This window comes from Paenibacillus sp. BK720 (assembly GCF_011761545.1).
In the GTDB taxonomy this organism is placed as follows: domain Bacteria; phylum Bacillota; class Bacilli; order Paenibacillales; family Paenibacillaceae; genus Pristimantibacillus.
This window is the reverse complement of record NZ_JAASRQ010000006.1, coordinates 384165-401047: the sequence shown is the minus strand read 5'-3', so window position 1 is coordinate 401047 and position 16883 is coordinate 384165. Positions and strand designations below refer to the sequence as shown.

17 protein-coding genes are annotated in these 16883 nt (G+C 53.3%); 12 read left to right on the top strand and 5 right to left on the bottom strand.

Translation table 11 applies throughout. The features are described from left to right. Nucleotides 1-55 precede the first annotated feature (55 nt). The 4 genes from FHT67_RS23550 to FHT67_RS23535 all read left to right on the top strand — a co-directional run bounded on the left by FHT67_RS23550 (nt 56) and on the right by FHT67_RS23535 (nt 2992). Nucleotides 56-1000 carry a helix-turn-helix transcriptional regulator gene (locus tag FHT67_RS23550; RefSeq protein ID WP_167201499.1) on the top strand — a complete coding sequence of 315 codons (945 nt, stop codon included), beginning with the start codon at nt 56-58 and terminating at the stop codon, nt 998-1000. 189 nt (nt 1001-1189) lie between these two features. Next, the gene (locus FHT67_RS23545) at nt 1190-1987 is read left to right on the top strand and encodes a lipase family protein (protein WP_132308330.1); all 798 of its coding nucleotides are present in this window, start codon (nt 1190-1192) and stop codon (nt 1985-1987) included. An 89-nt stretch (nt 1988-2076) separates the two neighbouring features. Next, nucleotides 2077-2397, top strand: a complete 321-nt coding sequence (locus FHT67_RS23540; protein ID WP_167201498.1) for a MazG nucleotide pyrophosphohydrolase domain-containing protein — start codon at nt 2077-2079, stop codon at nt 2395-2397. A gap of 13 nt (nt 2398-2410) precedes the next feature. After that, nucleotides 2411-2992: an LOG family protein gene (locus FHT67_RS23535; RefSeq protein ID WP_132308333.1), complete on the top strand. Its 582-nt coding sequence runs from the start codon at nt 2411-2413 to the stop codon at nt 2990-2992. A gap of 182 nt (nt 2993-3174) precedes the next feature. Here the strand turns inward: FHT67_RS23535 and FHT67_RS23530 are convergent, their stop codons facing one another. Both FHT67_RS23530 and FHT67_RS23525 read right to left on the bottom strand, forming a co-directional pair. Then, complete coding sequence (locus FHT67_RS23530; protein ID WP_167201497.1) at nt 3175-4188, bottom strand: bifunctional glycosyltransferase family 2/GtrA family protein; 1014 nt, start codon at nt 4186-4188, stop codon at nt 3175-3177. A 17-nt stretch (nt 4189-4205) separates the two neighbouring features. Next, on the bottom strand, nt 4206-5204 hold the full coding sequence (locus FHT67_RS23525) for a phosphodiester glycosidase family protein (protein ID WP_167201496.1): 999 nt from the start codon (nt 5202-5204) through the stop codon (nt 4206-4208). A gap of 437 nt (nt 5205-5641) precedes the next feature. On the opposite strand from FHT67_RS23525, the gene FHT67_RS30410 reads away from it, so the two are divergent. Continuing rightward, nucleotides 5642-5764, top strand: coding sequence for a hypothetical protein (locus FHT67_RS30410; RefSeq protein ID WP_279591589.1), 123 nt, complete (start codon nt 5642-5644; stop codon nt 5762-5764). On the opposite strand, the gene FHT67_RS23520 is transcribed toward FHT67_RS30410, so the two are convergent. Together FHT67_RS23520 and FHT67_RS23515 are read right to left on the bottom strand one after the other, a co-directional pair. Then, entirely contained in the window at nt 5761-7053 is a 1293-nt protein-coding gene (locus FHT67_RS23520) for a sensor histidine kinase (RefSeq protein WP_132308339.1), read from the bottom strand. The two genes, FHT67_RS30410 and FHT67_RS23520, sit on opposite strands and share 4 nt — an antisense overlap. Next, on the bottom strand, nt 7053-7730 hold the full coding sequence (locus FHT67_RS23515; protein WP_167201495.1) for a response regulator transcription factor: 678 nt from the start codon (nt 7728-7730) through the stop codon (nt 7053-7055). Before FHT67_RS23515 ends, FHT67_RS23520 begins: the two co-directional genes overlap by 1 nt. Nucleotides 7731-7915: 185 nt before the next feature. Here FHT67_RS23515 and FHT67_RS23510 point away from each other — a divergent pair, with 185 nt between their 5' ends. The 3 genes from FHT67_RS23510 to FHT67_RS23500 are packed head-to-tail and all read left to right on the top strand — an operon-like array spanning nt 7916 to nt 11172. Then, entirely contained in the window at nt 7916-8656 is a 741-nt protein-coding gene (locus tag FHT67_RS23510; RefSeq protein ID WP_132308343.1) for a polyphosphate polymerase domain-containing protein, read from the top strand. Then, nucleotides 8653-9333 (top strand): DUF4956 domain-containing protein, encoded by a 681-nt coding sequence (locus tag FHT67_RS23505; RefSeq protein ID WP_132308345.1) that lies wholly within the window; start codon nt 8653-8655, stop codon nt 9331-9333. The genes FHT67_RS23510 and FHT67_RS23505 overlap by 4 nt, the downstream gene beginning before the upstream one ends. Before the next feature lie 36 nt (nt 9334-9369). Next, the gene (locus tag FHT67_RS23500; RefSeq protein WP_167201494.1) at nt 9370-11172 is read left to right on the top strand and encodes a carbohydrate-binding domain-containing protein; all 1803 of its coding nucleotides are present in this window, start codon (nt 9370-9372) and stop codon (nt 11170-11172) included. Between the two features lie 73 nt (nt 11173-11245). Here FHT67_RS23500 and FHT67_RS23495 read toward each other — a convergent pair whose 3' ends face one another. Next, the gene (locus tag FHT67_RS23495; protein WP_167201493.1) at nt 11246-12541 is read right to left on the bottom strand and encodes a sulfatase family protein; all 1296 of its coding nucleotides are present in this window, start codon (nt 12539-12541) and stop codon (nt 11246-11248) included. 634 nt (nt 12542-13175) lie between these two features. Between FHT67_RS23495 and FHT67_RS23490 the strand changes: the two genes are divergently transcribed. The 4 genes from FHT67_RS23490 to FHT67_RS23475 all read left to right on the top strand — a co-directional run bounded on the left by FHT67_RS23490 (nt 13176) and on the right by FHT67_RS23475 (nt 16864). Continuing rightward, nucleotides 13176-15062 (top strand): FtsX-like permease family protein, encoded by a 1887-nt coding sequence (locus tag FHT67_RS23490; RefSeq protein ID WP_167201492.1) that lies wholly within the window; start codon nt 13176-13178, stop codon nt 15060-15062. Nucleotides 15063-15120: 58 nt separating this feature from the next. After that, nucleotides 15121-15606, top strand: coding sequence for a MerR family transcriptional regulator (locus FHT67_RS23485; RefSeq protein WP_132308350.1), 486 nt, complete (start codon nt 15121-15123; stop codon nt 15604-15606). Nucleotides 15607-15711: 105 nt separating this feature from the next. Beyond that, on the top strand, nt 15712-16146 hold the full coding sequence (locus FHT67_RS23480; RefSeq protein WP_132308352.1) for an SRPBCC family protein: 435 nt from the start codon (nt 15712-15714) through the stop codon (nt 16144-16146). A 121-nt stretch (nt 16147-16267) separates the two neighbouring features. Next, complete coding sequence (locus FHT67_RS23475) at nt 16268-16864, top strand: GNAT family N-acetyltransferase (RefSeq protein WP_167201491.1); 597 nt, start codon at nt 16268-16270, stop codon at nt 16862-16864. Nucleotides 16865-16883 lie beyond the last annotated feature (19 nt).

Sequence of the window (16883 nt, the reverse complement as noted above, 5' to 3'; positions counted from 1 at the left end):
AACGGATAATAGTGACATATTCTGTCATGGATATGAAAACGAGGAGGAGCAACGGATGCCCAAATCCAAACGGCTTATGGAGCTGATGATGACGGTGAACCGAAAGCGGCGATTCAAGGTGCAGGAGCTGGCCGATGAATTCGGCGTCTCGAAGCGGACGATTCTAAGGGATCTGCAGGAGCTCAGCGAGCTGGGCGTGCCGCTGTATTCGGAGGTTGGGCCCAATGGGGGTTATCAGGTGTTAAGGGAACGGGTACTGCCGCCCATTGCCTTCACGGAGGAGGAAGCCGTGGCGATGTTCTTCGCCGTGCATGCGCTGCGCCATTACTCCTCGCTGCCGTTTGAGGCGGAATCCGTCTCTGCGCTGAACAAATTTTATCTGCATATGCCCGGCGACGTGCGGGACCGGATCGACAGCATGAAGCATCGGGTTGATTTCATTACGCCAACCAGGCGCGGCGATGCGCCCTGCTTGTCCTTGCTGCTGGATGCGGCAGTGCGTCAGAAGGTGCTCGATATCGAATACGAGACGAAGGAAAACGAAGCGGGCTGCCGAAAAATCCAGCCGGTATGCATTTACGCGCATAACGGCCTGTGGTATTGCACGGCGTATTGCTTCCTGCGCGAAGGCTTCCGCGTCTTCCGCTGCGACCGGATCCGCACCGCTTCGGAGGATACCTCCGGTACGGAAAAGCGCGACCTTGGCGAAATCCGCTTAAGCCGCAAGGAGGCCGTTATGCCCGAGGATCCGGTCCGTCTGCAAGTAGAGCTGAGCCGGGCGGGAGTCCAGCGCTGCGAAGCGGAGCTATGGCTCGCCCCGATGCTGCAGGTCCGGGAGGACGGGTGCGGCAGCATTGACGCGGATGTATCCCGCGGCGATATGCCCTTTTATACCGAATTTCTGATTGGGCTCGGATATGAAGCAATACTGAAAGGCCCCGACGAACTGCGGGATGCGGTCCGGGACCGGTTAACCGGGCTGCTTGACCGCTACCGGTAACTCGGAAAGCACTGAAACAGGGGCCCTCTGCCTGCTGGCGGGAGGGCGCATCCACATCCTGCTCGGATAACGGAGCTGTCCGTCGGTGGCCGCCTTTTTCTTTAGAAGACTGCCGCTAGAGGTTTTTCCCATTATTTGTCGAATTAAAGGTCGAAATGACCATTTTCGCAGGTAGAGGGAGCTGAACGAATGAGCAATACGATTAGTATGGAAAAGCTGATTGACTGGGGGCATTTCGTTAAGGTTGCGTACGAGATGTACGCGCAGAATCATCTGTCGCCGGTGAAGCCGGCGGACTTTCCGGAGGGCTGGGAGCTGGTGGCGAATTTGACGATGACACCGCGTCTCGAGAAGATAAAAGAAAGGGAATTCGGAGGATTTATCGCAAGATCCGTGGACAATCCGCTGCAGCAGGTGGTGGCGATTCGCGGAACGGAAAGCCCGCTCGATTGGCTGTCGGATTTCGAATTCGTATTGGAGACCTTTCACGAGGTTCCAAACGGAGGCAAGACGGAGCAAGGATTTACGAACCTTTACCGCAGCATGATGGTGGAGTATGCGGACGCGGGTATTCCCTCCGAGCCGCTCATGGCCTCTATCGACGCGCTGCCGCAAGGCACGAAGCTTCTTGTAACCGGACATAGCCTTGGCAGCTCGCTTGCCACGCTGCATGCCTTTCTTGCCGGAAGCAAAAACGTGGATGCCGAGCTCATAACCTTCGCCTCGCCGCGCGTTGGCGACAAGGGCTTTGTCGAAGCGTTCCAGCGGATGAACATTCCGACTACCCGTATTTTCAACAAGCCCGATATCGTGCCGCAGGTGCCGGTAGAGATCGCCGGTTACCGTCACCTCGAGCCGGGACTGGAAATCAACTCGACCTTATACCCGATCAAGCATTCCATTCCTTGCTATCATGCGCTCAGCACCTACCTGTACGTCATGGGGGATACGGAAGCTAATATTTCGAAATGCAAAGCCACTCCGTAGGGAGCAAAAAACGGGACACCTTACTTTAAGGGGAGTTCCGTTTTTGTTTATAATGAAGTGAACAACAAGGGCGGAGGAGAACGGGCATCATGCAGGAGAAGGAATTTCAACAATGGATTCAGGACTTTTACAAAGAGCGAGGCTGGTCCGGCTACGGTCCGTTTGAACGGATGGTCTTTCTGACGGAGGAAGTCGGCGAGACGGCCAGGGTGGTAAGGACAATCGAGATTGGACGGGATCGCCCGGACGAAGCTGCCCAGCCGGTGCACGTACTGAAGCAGGAACTGATCGAGGAGCTTGGGGACGTATTGGCCAATGTCTATATTCTCGCGGGATTATACGATCTTTCCATAGAGGAAATTCTGAGAGCACATAAGGATAAGCTGAGCGAGCGTTACAGCAAGGAATAACAGGGGGATTACGATGAATAAAATTTGCGTATTTGCCGGCTCCAATGCCGGAGTGAGTCCGGAGTACGGACAAGCGGCAGCCCAGCTTGGGCAGTTGATGGCTGCTCAAGGGATCGAATTAGTATACGGCGGCTCCCGAATCGGCCTGATGGGGCTTGTTGCCGATGCGGTGCTGGCTAACGGCGGCCGGGTAACCGGCGTTATGCCGCGGGGCCTGTTCATTGGCGAGATGGCGCATAAAGGTCTGACGGAGTTCATTGAAGTGGGGAACATGCATGAGCGGAAGGCGCTGATGTCGGAGCTGTCGGACGGCTACATCGCGCTGCCCGGCGGACTTGGAACGTTCGAGGAATTGTTCGAGGTGGCAAGCTGGGCGCAGCTTGGCATCCACAAGAAGCCGGTTGGCATTCTGAACGTAAAGGGCTTCTACCAGCCGATCGCCGAAATGCTGACGCAGACCGTCTCCGCAGGCTTTATGCGGGATACGAATCTGGGGCTGATGCTCTTTGAAGAAAATCCGTCCGTTCTGCTCGACCGCATGGCCGCATACACGGCCCCGGAGCAGGCGAATAAATGGGCGGAGCTTCCGAAATAGACGAGATATGCTGTTAGCAGGCAAGCCTTGTCTATTACGTTGGATGAGACTCTTCATGCTCCTTTTACTGGAGTGGGTCCAACGTAGCCCATGGGGCTGCCCTCGCATCTGTGAGACAGCCCCATATTGATACTTAAACTCTGGTGTACTGCTCCATCAGGCCCGCAAGCAAATGTATAAATTCAATAAACGAACTTCCTTTGCACCAGATAGCTGAAGGCGAACAGGAGGACCTCCGTCATCAGCTTGGCAATAAACAGCGGGATTCCTATGCTCTCGTGGAGCAAATACAGGAGCGCGTAATTGGCTACCAAAATGACGACTACAAGTGAGAAATACCGGGGAAGCGACTTTTGCACCGCTATCCCTTGTCCATCGTTAAATACATAGCGGCGGTTCATCGTAAAGTTGAAGATCGAGCTGATCACCCTAGCTCCGATTACCGATGCGAGCAGGCTTCCCGTCATCCACTGCAGGAGGAACAGAAGCACGAAATCGACAACCGCCGAGAAGCCCGATGAAGTAACGAACTTCAGGAACGGGAAATAGACTTTGGCCGAATCCGCCAGCGGACGGAAGTGGGAGGACTTGTTGTTCTCCAGATAGACCGTCTCGATAGGAACCTCTACAAAATCATATCCCGCTTTTGGCGCTTCAAGCAGCATGTTCATCTCGTATTCGAACCGCTCACCCGGCACTTTGCACAGCCAGTCGAGCATCTCGGAGGAGTAGCCGCGAAGACCGGTCTGCGTATCCTGGATCGGCTTCCCTGTCGCCAGCGCGTAGACCATGCGCGTCGCGGAATTGCCAAATCGGCTGCGGAGAGGCACTTTGCCGGTAAATTGCCGGCTTCCGAGTACGATGTGATTGCGGTTTTTGCGCACGGCATCCGTAATTCTAAGGATATCCTCCGGCAGATGCTGGCCGTCGCTGTCGGCGCAGACAATCCCGTCCGTGCCGCCATGCTGCCGGACGTAATCGAAGCCGGTCTTGAGCGCGCTGCCCTTGCCTTGGTTAACGGGATGCCGGAGCACCGTACAGCCTGCCTCGGCGGCCGAATCGAAGATCGGCTTGTATTGCTCGCCGCTGCCGTCATCCACGATCAGAATGGAGGCGCCGTCGGCCTCTTCCTTCAGATTATGAATAAGCGTCAGCAGCCTTTCGTCCGGCTCGTAAGAGGGGATCAATATCGTCATTGGTTATGCCTCCATTCTTAAGATTGCGGGATGTAGATAATGTCGCTTACGCCGCGTTCATTACCCTTGCCCAGCGGGTTGTTCACGACGCGGCCCATGAAATACATCGTGGACGAGCCGCCGCCGTCAAGGTTGTAGGCTTCCGTCGCTCCAAGCTCCTTGAACAGATCCGCGAACTCCGTCAACGTCATGCCGCGGCTGTAGCCGGTGCTTCGGCCGTCAACGATAACAAACACGTAATGGTTTGCAGAGATCATTCCGATGCCGGTTCGCGGGTTCGAGTTTTGAATCGAGCGGTTGCCGAAGTTCTTATCGATCTCCACATGGCTGAAGTCGCCGGCGACTTCGCCGTCCGTTACGAGAGCCGGACCGAAGGAAAAGGCATTCGTTACCCCTTGCGAGAGCAAGTCGTCGGTCGAGGTTTCTTCTTCGTCGTAGGACTTCATTGTGCCGTCGTTAAATAGGGCCAGTCCAATCCGTGCCGGTTCATCCCGGTAAACGGTGCCGTTGCGGATAACAACCCCGTCGCTGCGGAAGCCGTAGTAATCGCCGTTAATGGCGAACACCGCATTGTTGTTGGCAGCAATGGTCGAGGTGTTCTGGGTGATGTTGGTGCCGAAGGAATCCTTGGCAAAAGCGGTTAGCAGGTTCATTTTGCTGTTAAACGTGACGTCGGCGACATAATAAGTGATCCTATCCGAGCCGGAGCCCGTCTCCACCTTCTTGATGCTGATCGTCTCGTTGCCATCCTTGTAATTCCAGTCATCGTATTCGGCATCCGAGGATGCCGTGGAGGTGGAGGAGCCGCTGCTTGCGCCAGTACCGGGGCTGGTCCCAGTGGTGGTGCCCTGCGTGGTGGATGTGTTAGGCGTTACCTTCGCCTCGACATGCTCGATTAAATACCGATCGGCAAGCTTGTACAGAATGGCTGCTACGATGAGCAGAATGACCGCTATAGTGGTGAGAATTTTGGATTTGCGTGTGCGGAAAATCGTAATCAACTCCTTAGTAGGCATCTGCCTGTTCGTTATGGAGTTATCTTAGAGCGGGAACCTTTAGTCAAACTTAAATGGGGGGAGGGGGTATGAGGGAGAATGATGCGAGATGACTGAGCGTCGGTGGAGGGGAGCCGGGGTATCGCCTTCTGCGATATGTAGTTTCTTTGAAATTTTGGCTAGCCCATTTGGGGCAAATAAGAATAAGATGCAAGGTGCAGGTCATCGAGGGGGAAGTAGCGCCGTACGGTCATTCTGATGCAAAAGTACAGGTAAATGCCTCGTATAAACTGAATGGGCGGGATGGTGTATTTGATCGTTGGCCGGACGGCGGGGAGTTGCAATGTATTTTTGCATTTTCGGAGCGACTGGAGAGGGGCCGTGAGTATATTGGCGGCGGTGCGGAGTGTAGATAGGGTGTGCCGGTGAGATATTGGTTAGGGGGAGCAAGTTGGTTAATGGAGAGAGGCTGGCAAGGCTGCAAAGGGAAAATCGAAGGCGATGGCGAATTCTGCTCGCCGGGCCTTCATACGCAAAAAAACGGCCGTGCAGAGAAACCCTGCACGGCTGCTCCAATCTAGTGACGTTCAGCCGGGAGCTGAACGGTGAACGAGGTCGTCTCGCCCGGCACGCTTTTGGCGTGAATTTTTCCTTTGTGCTGCTCGACGATCGCTTTGGCGATGGCGAGGCCAAGGCCGTAGCCGCCGTTCTTGCGGGAGCGGGAGGCATCGGCGCGATAGAAGCGGTCGAAGATTTTGCCCAGATGCTCGGGCGGGATGCCTTCTCCGGAGTTGGCGACGTTAAGCACCACTTCGCTGCCGTGTTTTTTCAGCGTGAGGTCGATCTTGCCCTTCGTATTGGTATACTTGATGGCGTTATCCAGCAGAATCAGCGCTACCTGCTTCATCTGCTCCGCGTTGCCGTTGATGGACAGCTCCGGCGATATGTCGTAGCTGAGGGCAATGTCCCTCTCGAAGATAACCGCTTCGAGCGTCAGAATAACGCTCTCCACCGCGTCGCTTAAGTTGAACGGAGCAAAAATCACGTTTTCCCGCGCATCATCCATTTGGGTCAAGTACAGCAGATCGCTGGTCAGCGTCCGCATGCGCTCCGTCTCCGACTTGATATGATGCAGCCACTTCTCCTGATTGCGGATGAGATCATCGTTGTTGGACAGAAGCACGTCGGCGTTCGTATTAATAACGGCGAGCGGCGTCCTCAGCTCATGGGAAGCATCCGCAATGAACCGCTTCTGCTTGTCAAAGGCATCCTTGACGGGCGCAATCGAACGGTTGGCGAAGTAACGGCTCGTGAAATAGATGACGATGAGCATAATGAAGCCTACGGCAAGGAACGTATACAGAAGCGTCATCAGGAATTGATGCTGATTCGTGACATCCAGGAAGACGACCGAATAGCCGTTCATAACCTGCTGCACGTCATAAGCCCAGCGGTTGCCGTCGAGGTTAAACTCGCCGCGGCCCGAATCGCCCGATGAGGCGGCTTTGATGGCAAGCGCATAGAAATCGCTGTCCATATCGAAGCGGGAATCCGTCTTCGTAATGTTCCAGCCGGCATCCGTCGTAAGCGCAAAGGATACCGAACGCTCCGGCGGCGGACCGGCCTTCATTTTGCCATCCGGAACCATCATATCCCCGCGTCCATGGCCACCTCCGCCACCGCTGTACTTGCCGCCTTCGGGGCCTTCCTGCTTGCGGTAAAACTCCGATATTTGAATGAGATCCTCGTTCATGGTCTTGCGGTTGTTCTGATAGGTAATCGTATAGATCGAAGAAAAGGCCAAAATCATAATAAAGCTGATGATTACCATATTGACGATCAGGAACCGGTTGCGCAGCCGATTAAACATCAGGAGGTCGCCTCCAGTACGTAACCAACGCCCCGAATAGTGTTGATTTTCACGCCGGATTGCAGGAACACAAGCTTTTTCCTCAAGAAAGAAACATAGACCTCCACATTGTTATGCTCCACGTCCGAATCAAAGCCCCATAGCTTCTCGATAATCTGTTCCTTGGATGTGACCGCGGTTTTCCTTACGATAAGCAGCTCCATCAATTCGCTTTCCTTCAGAATCAGCTTAAGCTCCTTCCCTTTGCACATCAGCTTCAGGTTGGAGGTGTTAAGCTCGATATCGCCGTACTTCAGGCCATCCTCCGGAACAACCTCGCCTCTTCTTCTTAATGCAGCCCTGATGCGGGCCAGCAGCTCGCCGGTCGAGAATGGCTTGGCTACGTAATCGTCCGCCCCGTAATCGAGCCCGGTAATCTTATCGTTAATTTCTCCCTTGGCGGTAAGCATGATAACCGGGGTTGCAATGCCTTCCTCCCGCAGCTTCTTCAGCACCGAAATCCCGTCCATCTCCGGAAGCATGATGTCCAGGAGCAGCAGATCATAGATGCCGCATAAGGCGTTATCCAATCCCGATTGACCGTCGTGCGCGACGTCCACGGAGTAATTATTCTTTTTCAAAATTTGGGATAAGGCGTCGGCCAGGTTGACCTCGTCTTCCACAATCAGTATTCGCATGAAGCATTCCTCTTTTCGTTAGTGCTGACTTTGTAAACTTATTATAGGTAGGCAACCTTTAATCAATCTTAAGTAAAAAATCAGGACGAAATAAGCTTTACAAATATTTAAGATTCATTAAAGGTTGCCCTTCTAAGATACAGACATGACAGGCGGCAAGCCAAAACGGAAAGGAGCCTGAACGCATGGCTATTGAGGTGTTTAACCGTTACGAAAGCAAGTATTTAATGGACAGCCAGTCCTTTCTCGAGATCTATAACCGGCTGCTTGATTATATGGAGCTCGACGAATACAACAAGAACGATCAATTCTACTCCATAAGCAATCTGTATTTCGATACCGACCAGCACTCGATTATCCGAAACAGTCTGGCGAAGCCGAAGTACAGGGAAAAGCTCAGACTGAGGGCTTACGGGGTCCCAAAGCCGGACGCCAAGGTATACCTGGAGCTGAAGAAGAAAGTGTTCGGCCTGGTGAACAAGCGGAGAACGGGACTGACGCTGGGTGAGGCGTACGAATTCGTCCGCACGGGAGTGGAGCCTGACTTGAAGCCTTACATGAACAAGCAGGTTATTCAGGAGATCAAATATTTTCTCGGGCGATACGAGCTGCAGCCCAAGGTGTATCTGGCCTACGACCGGATTGCCATGTTCTGCAAAAACAACCGCGACCTGCGGATCACCTTCGATACGAATATCCGCTCGAGACGTTATGATCTAAAACTGGAAGCCGGGGACCACGGGGACCTGCTGATGGCCAAGGACCAATGGCTAATGGAAGTCAAAGCCGAGAAGACCGTGCCGGTCTGGCTCGCCCAGCTGTTGTCCGAGCTTGGCATGTTCCGGACGGGGTTCTCGAAATACGGCAACGAATACCGCATGAATATCCGGCACGAAGAACGAATAAAGGAGCGCCTTTTATTATGATCGATTCCCTCTTCTCCACAGCCGCATCCGTGACCGAGCTAACCTTCGGCCAAGCCATGCTGACGCTGTTATTATCCTTTGCGCTTGGCGCAATGATCAGCTTCACCTATATGAAAACGCAGTCCGTGTACACCCAGAACTTTGCCTTAACGATGATCGTCCTGCCGACCATAGTTGCGATTATCATCCTGCTGATCGGCAGCAATATCGCCCGGGCGTTCAGCTTGGCCGGTGCCTTCTCCATTATCCGGTTCCGGAGCGCGCCCGGCGATCCGAAGGATATCGCTTTTGTCCTTTTCACCATGGCTTCCGGACTTGCCTGCGGCGTTGGGGCTTACGGATACGCGGTGCTGTTCACGATCGTGCTCTGTCTCCTGATGTTCCTGCTGAAGGCCGTGAAGTTCGGCTCGAAGTCGTCTACGCAGAAGCTGCTTAAAGTAACGATTCCGGAGAACCTGGGCTACGAGGAAGCTTTTGCCGAAATTTTCAACATCTATAACGTGCAATACGAGCTGAAAAAAGTAAAGACAACCGAGCTGGGCAGCTTGTACGAGCTTGTCTATGCCGTCACGCTGGATCCTTCCCTGAATCAGAAGGAGCTGCTGGACGCGATCCGCTGCCGGAACGGCAATCTCGATATTTCCTTAACGATGACTCCGACGGTCGTTGAAGCTTAAACCTGCTGACTTTAACTATAGAGAGGAAGAGAAACGATGAACAATAAACAGAGATTAGGCAAATTAGCTTTTATTTTATTATGCGCGGCAGCCTTGTCCGCATGCAATAGCCAGACGAACGCGGGAACCAATGCGACGGGCAGCGCGGGCTCGTCTAATTCAGGCGGAACAGCCGCGGCCGTCCAGACGGCAAGCTATCAGCTGGATGACACCGTTGAATACGACGAGGATGATACGTATGCCGACTGGAGCGCATCGGATGCGACGAGCATTGCCTTAAGCGGAACGACGGCAACGGTTGACGGCTCCGGCGCGGAAGTGAAGGATGGCGTTATTACGATTACGGCTGCCGGAACCTACGTAGCCAGCGGCAAGCTGGACGAAGGCCGGATTGTCGTAGATGCAGCGGATAAAGGCGTAGTCCGTCTGGTTCTGAACGGAGCAGAGATCCATTACAGCAAGAGCGCTCCGATTTATGTAGAGGAAGCGGGCAAGCTGATCCTGTCCCTGCCGGAAGGCACGAACAATGTAGTATCCGACGGAGCCGACTATGTCTTCCCGGATTCGGAAACGGATGAGCCGAATGCGGCTATCTTCAGCAAGGACGATATGACGATCAACGGTACGGGCAAGCTGACCGTGCAAGGCAACTACAACAACGGGATTGCGAGCAAGGATAAGCTGAAAATCACCGGCGGAACGTTTGATATTCAAGCGGCGGACGATGCCGTCATGGGTCGTGATCTTGTGGCGGTGAAAGACGGAAGCTTCACGCTGGAAGCAGCCGGCCATGGCATCAAAACGACCAACGATACGGAAGGCGAAGAAGGCATCATTGTGCTTGAAGGCGGCACGTATAGCATCCAGTCGGGCAAGGACGGCTTGCACAGCACGGGCGGCTTGTCCATCTCCGGCGGGGAGTACCGGATCGCGGCCGACGATGACGGTATTCATGCCGAGACCGCTTTGCAGATTGCGGATGGCACGATCGATATCACGAAGAGCAATGAGGGAATCGAGGCAACCGATATTACCATCGCAGGCGGAGATATCAAGCTTGCGGCAAGCGATGACGGAGTGAATGCCGCAACGGGGGCGGACGGCTCCGGCGTAGACGGAGCAGCTCCGGGCGGCGGCGGTCAACCGGCAAGCGGCGCTTCGGAGGGTCTTCTAACCATCAGTGGAGGCAACCTTTATGTTAATGTGGAAGGCGACGGTCTTGACGCAAACGGCTCCATTGTGATGACGGGCGGCACCGTTAGGGTTGACGGGCCAACCATGAGCGGCAATGGCGCATTGGACTATGACGGCACCTTCGACATGACGGGCGGCACGCTTGTTGCGGCAGGCAGCTCCGGCATGGTGCAGGCGGCATCGGACAGCTCGACGCAAGCCGGCATTCTGATGATGTTCCCTCAGACTGAGCAGGCGGGCACGCTGGTTCACCTGGAAGACGAGTCCGGCAAAGCGATTATGACTTATGCACCGTCCAAGAACTATCAGGCAGTTTACATCAGCACGCCGGATCTTGCAAAAGACGCTTCCTACGCCATCTACTCGGGCGGCAAATCGACGGGCACGGCAACAAACGGGCTTTACAACGGCGGCGAATACAGCGGTGGGACAAAAGTGGTATCCTTCACGGCTTCCTCCCTCATCACTTGGGTCAACGAATCGGGCGTTACGGAGGCTCAAAGCGGATTTGGCGGCGGTATGGGCGGCGGACGCGGCGGTCATGGAGGCATGGGAGGCGGAGGCCGTGGCATGGGAGGCGGTAAAATGCCGCAGGACGGCGCGGCTCCTCCGGATGCTCCAGCAGATACGACAACGGCACAATAAGCCTGACAAAGAACAGAGAGGCGTCCGCGGACGCCTCTCTGTTTCGCAATTAGACAAGAAAGCCTCTAGGTTCTCATTTATCCGCAGGCAAGATCACGGGTGCTTCTTCTCCTGCTTCCAGCATGCGGCGAATCAGCGTTTCTCGAAGCTCTTCCCTCACTGATGCATGGTATTTCGAGGTGATCAGGTTGTTTAACTCGTAAGGATCGGATTGCAGATCGTATAAAAAGTCCTCGATATATTGATCGGAAGATCCTTTGTTAGAGGCTGGCGATGTGACGCTGTATTTCCAACGCTTCGTACGGATGGCTCGGCCGACCTGCGATTCACTAATCTGCACGAACACCTCCTGCGGCCATTCCTTTGTCTCTTTGCTCAGCAATGGCAAAATGGAGCGGCCTTGCATATCGTCCGGCACCGGAATGCCGGCAGCGTCAAGCAGGGTCGGGGGTAAATCAACAAGCGATACCAATTCCTGAAGGCGTCCGCCGGACCGGAAGAAGCCGCCAGAGAAAGCGGTTGGGACCCGAATGGAGCTCTCGTGACAGGAACGTTTATACTCGTAGTTTCTTGTTTTGAAATGGCACGCGTGATCCGAAGTAAACAAAATAATCGTATCGTCGTAGAGATTCAGGCTCGTTAAAGCATCTTGTATCCGCCCTAACGCTTCATCCAGCCTTTTCACCATTCCATAGTAACCGGCAAGATGGGCGTGGGTTGTGCCGCCGAGGGCGGCCAGGTCGGTCGGTACGTATTGCCCGCCTCCATAACGCCCTTCGTAACCTTTAGGCGCCGGATAATTGTCCCACGAATTCTGATGATGCGGTTCGAGATAGGAGAGGAACAGGAAGAACGGATCATCCTTCTTCTGATCGATATAGCGGATAGCCGCATCGGTTAAAGCGTCAACCCGATACCCCGGCAGTTTTACAGCTTCGTTCTCGTTATTGTATACGACGGTATCGTAAGCATCCGAAGTAAGCTCAAGGCAATTGGAAGCCAGCCAGTAGCGATAGCCGCCCCTCATGTGCTCAGGCACCGCGCCTGTTCCGCTGGCCAGATGCCATTTCCCGATATAACCGGTTTCATAGCCCGCTTCGTTAAAATAATGCGCCAGCGTCCGCGCATCCTCCGACAAAGGTATTCCGTTCACATGACAGCCCGTTGTCGTCGCGTACTTGCCGGTTTGCAGCGACGATCTCGCAGGACCGCATACCGGCTGGCAGGTGAAGGAGTTGTAAACATGCGTTCCTTCCAACGCCATGCGATCGAAGTTTGGCGTAAGCCCAAGCGGATTTCCGTGAACGCCAGTGGTGTCCCATCGCTGCTGATCCGTGAAAAAAACAATTACATTTGGCTTTTTCGTCATGATCACGTCTGCCCTTCTATTTAATTTTAGGTATAATTATGATTTTTAACAAGGATATTATAGTAAAATTAAACTGTAAAGTAAACAAATTTATAAAGTGTTGTGTATCTCCTTCCTCAACGGGCCGAACGAACGAATAGCGTTTTTCGGCTATTTTTACCCCTTTTTATGGAAATTAAGATTATTTAATCCTACTTCTTTACTAACTGATGCCGACTTATCTGAAGCGTATCCCTGGGGTTATAGGAGAATAGGCGAAGGCATATTTTAACCGATTAACTGAAGGATTTGATGGGTGTATTTATGCAAGGAGAAACCGGTTTTAATATTAAAGAAGCAAAATTCGAGCCTGTATATTGTGTGTAATACGACAAAAATCGACGTATTTTACCTTTTTGTTTCCGGCTAATTGAATCAAATATCGCGCGCAGCAGCTGCGATTGAGCCGGGCTTTCAATCTGCTGAACAACAGCGTATTCCACCGCTTGTTCCGCGAGCGGTACTGCGTGTCGCCGTGCGCTTACCGGAAGAGAAGCTGAACCTTTCAATAATGTAAGGAAACGTAAGGTTAATCGATAGCAGCCTCATTCCCTCCTTTGTTACGATGGGATCAAATCAACAGGGAGGGCTTATTATGAGCTTGCGACGGTTTGCTTTCAATAACGTAATCCGCAATCGGAGGATTTACGCAGGGTATTTTCTAAGCAGCGTGTTTTCGGTTATGGTGTTTTTCGTCTACTCGATATTTGCTTTTCATCCGGGACTTGCGGATGGCGCGCTCCATATGAGCGTGTCTACCGCCATGCACTTCGCGGAATCGGTCATTTACGTCTTTTCGTTTTTCTTCGTTCTCTATTCGATGGGATCTTTCCTGAAGACGCGCAAGAAGGAGTTCGGCATTCTCATTATGCACGGAATGACCAGCATGCAGCTGCGCCGCCTTGTGTTTATGGAAAATATCGTGATCGGCTTTGGCGCAACGGCTGCGGGCATTGCAGCCGGGCTTGGCTTTGCCCAGGTCATTCTTCTGCTGTCCCAGAGGCTGCTTAGTCTCGATGAAAGGCTGCCCTTTTATTTTCCGACCAAGGCGATTGTGCTGACCGGTGCGGCTTTTATGGCGCTGTTCCTGCTTATCTCGTTATTTACGGTGACGGTGCTGCGCAACAACTCGCTTATTGATCTGCTCAAGGGTTCGAACAAGCCTAAGCCGGAGCCGAAGGCATCCGCGCTGCTGTCCTGGCTGGCGCTGCTCTTGATCGTTGGCGGTTATGCCGCGGCGCTGGCGGCCAAAGGCATGATCGTCTTTTATGCCATGATTCCGGTGACGGTTGTCGTGATTATCGGTACGTATTTCCTATTCACGCAGCTAAGCGTGTATGCCGTTCATAAAGGACGCAAGAGCCGTTCGATTTTCTGGCGGAAAACCAACATTGTTCTGTTATCGGATTTGGCTTACCGAATGAAGGATAACGCAAGAACGTTCTTTATGGTGGCGATTCTGTCGACGGTGGCTTTCTCCGCGATTGGCTCGCTGTTCGGGTTCAAATCGATGTATACGGATATTATTCGGAACGACAATCCGTTCGCTATGAAATATACCTCGTATGACAAGCCTTCCGAGCAGGACGTTGCGATGATTGAGCAGACGCTGAAGGAAGCGGGGCTGTCTTATCAGTCGTATGCGCTGACCGTTAAAAATGTGGAGACGAAAGACGGCAAGCGGCTTTCCGTCGTGCCGCAATCCGCCTTTAATGCGCTCGAAACAGCTGTCAAAGGGACTAAGGCCGATGTGCAAGGCGATGATGCGGCTATTGTCCATTACAGAAGCACGATGATGGGAGCGGCGCAGCCGGAGCTGACGCCGGTTACGCTGAAGGAAGCGGGGATTACTCTTAAGCCCGTGCAGACGCTCGATACGCCGGTTATTCAGGCAGGATCCGACTATTACGTGGTGCCCGATGAACGGTTTGAACAGTTGAAGCAGACGGAGAGCGTCATTTACCAGTATGCCTTTGACGTTTCGGGCTCGCATGATGCGCTTAAAGAGGCAGGAGAAGAGATTGACGGCAAGCTTGGCAAGACCGACAACTGGTTTATGGGCGTGGATTATGCGCTGTACCAGCAGGATCAGATTTTTGGCGTCGTCCTGTTTGTCGGATTTTTTATCGGTATCGTATTTTTCGTAGGTGCGGGCAGCTTCTTGTATTTTCGCCTCTATACCGACCTTGGCGAGGATAAACGGAAGTTCCAGGCCATCCACAAGATTGGGCTTACGGACCGCGAGCTGTCCTCCATTCTGACGAAGCAGCTGATGATTCTGTTCTTCGCCCCGATCTTAGTGGCCGTAATTCACGGAGCGGTTGCCCTTACGGCGATGCAGCATATGTTCGAGTATAGTATGGTGAAGCCGTCGCTGACGGTGCTTGGCTCCTTCGTTGTCATTCAGCTTGTATACTTCTTCCTTATCCGCACCAAATATATTTCTAATGTAAAATCAGCTTGGGGGTTGCACCTTACGTAACGTCATGTTTTAAAATAGAGTTACCGGTATGAAGCTAGCATCCACGAAAGGATTGAGCATGAACAATCTTTGGAAAGTTGGAGACCTCGCCAAACTGACGGGGCTGACGGTCAGAACTCTGCGCTTCTACGATCAGATCGGCTTATTCTCGCCGTCGGGGCAGACCGATTCGGGTCACCGGCTGTACGACGAGTCCGATCTTTCCCGCCTGCATCAGATTCTGACGCTGAAGGAGCTGGGCTTGTCGCTGGAAGAGATTAAGGAGACCTTATCCGCCAAGCAGATCAGCCCGCTGGAGATGGTAACGCTGCAGAAGCAGCGGATCAAAGAGCAGATCACGCGGCAGCAGAAGCTGCTTGAACAGCTGGAGCACGCCTCCAAGCTGCTCATCGGCAAGAAGGGCCTGACGGTGGATGATTTTACGGGTCTTCTACAGGCGATGAAGATGGAGTTCGAGAAGCCGGTGCTTGAACGGCGCATCAGTTGGGAGCAGCGCTTGGACAGGCTGGGCAGCCTGCTTGAGCAGGGGGAAGACGAGCCGTAATCGAAGGGAATTCGCTTACGTGGCTTGAATGGCATCGCAATTCATTACGTTTATGCTTACGAAGCATGAATTGCTTCACAATTCATTTGAGGAGGATCACTCACTATGAGCGAAAGATTTGTTAAGCATGCGACCTTTGTTGTCGAACGTACTTACAAGACGAATGCGGAGCGGGTATTCGAAGCTTTTGCCGACCCGGAGGTAAAGGGCAAGTGGTTCTCGAAGCCCGATCAATTCGAGTTCCGGGTAGGCGGGCGCGAATACAGCAGCGGCGGGCCGCCGGAGGGACCGGTGTTTACGTTTGACGCGGTCTATCAGGAGATTGTGGCGGCCGAGCGTATTGTCTATACCTACACGCTGGATATGAACGACACGCGAATGTCCGTCTCGACGACCACCATCGAATTGTTCCCCGTAGACGGCGGAACCAAGCTGGTATTCACCGAGCAAGGCGCCTTCTTCGACGGGCATGATACGCCGGAAATTCGCGAGCATGGCACAGGCGAAATGCTGGATGCGCTGGGTAAGCTGTTTGAATAGAACTTGGAAGAGTCTCTTGGCAGAGGCTCTTTTTTTGCGTCTAAACGCCGATTGCATTGTGATGGCCGTTCACGGTATTTTAGTTATACAAGAGGAAGAGATGGCATGCGGGAGGCAAAACATGACGAATATAACGATAGAAGTTGTAAAGGACGGCAACATTGAACCCTGCCGGGAGCTGTGCAACGAGCTGATGGCCTTTCAGAAGTCCCGGGCTGTCATGGCTCCGGAGGTATTCGACTGGATGAACTTTGATACGCGGATGCGCAGAAGCTATGACGGTGCGCTTCATGCCCATGTCCTGATCGCCAGGGACGAAGACGTGCCGGTTGGCTATGCATTCTCGACCATAGAAGATCTTGAGCCCGGGGATGATAAGCTTCCTGCTTGGGCTCCCAATCGGCACCTTGCCGACAGCAAGGGCTTTTACCCGGACTGGGTAGAGCTGCCGAAGAAGATAGGCTTCCTCAGCAATTTGTATTTGCGTGACGGCTACCGGAGCATGGGGCTTGGCGCAAAGCTGTTCAAGGCCTCGATGGAATGGCTGGAAAGCTTTCCTGACGTTGACCTGCTGCTCATTTATGTATCGAATGGCAATGAAGACGCGTTTCAATATTACCTGAAGCATGGGTTCACCTACAGTCATGACGTATTTGGAGGGTTTATCAAGGCGGTTTACAAGAAGCTAAGCAAACCGGCGAAGGCAGAGCAGGTTTAGCAGGTCGACCGCCGGCCAA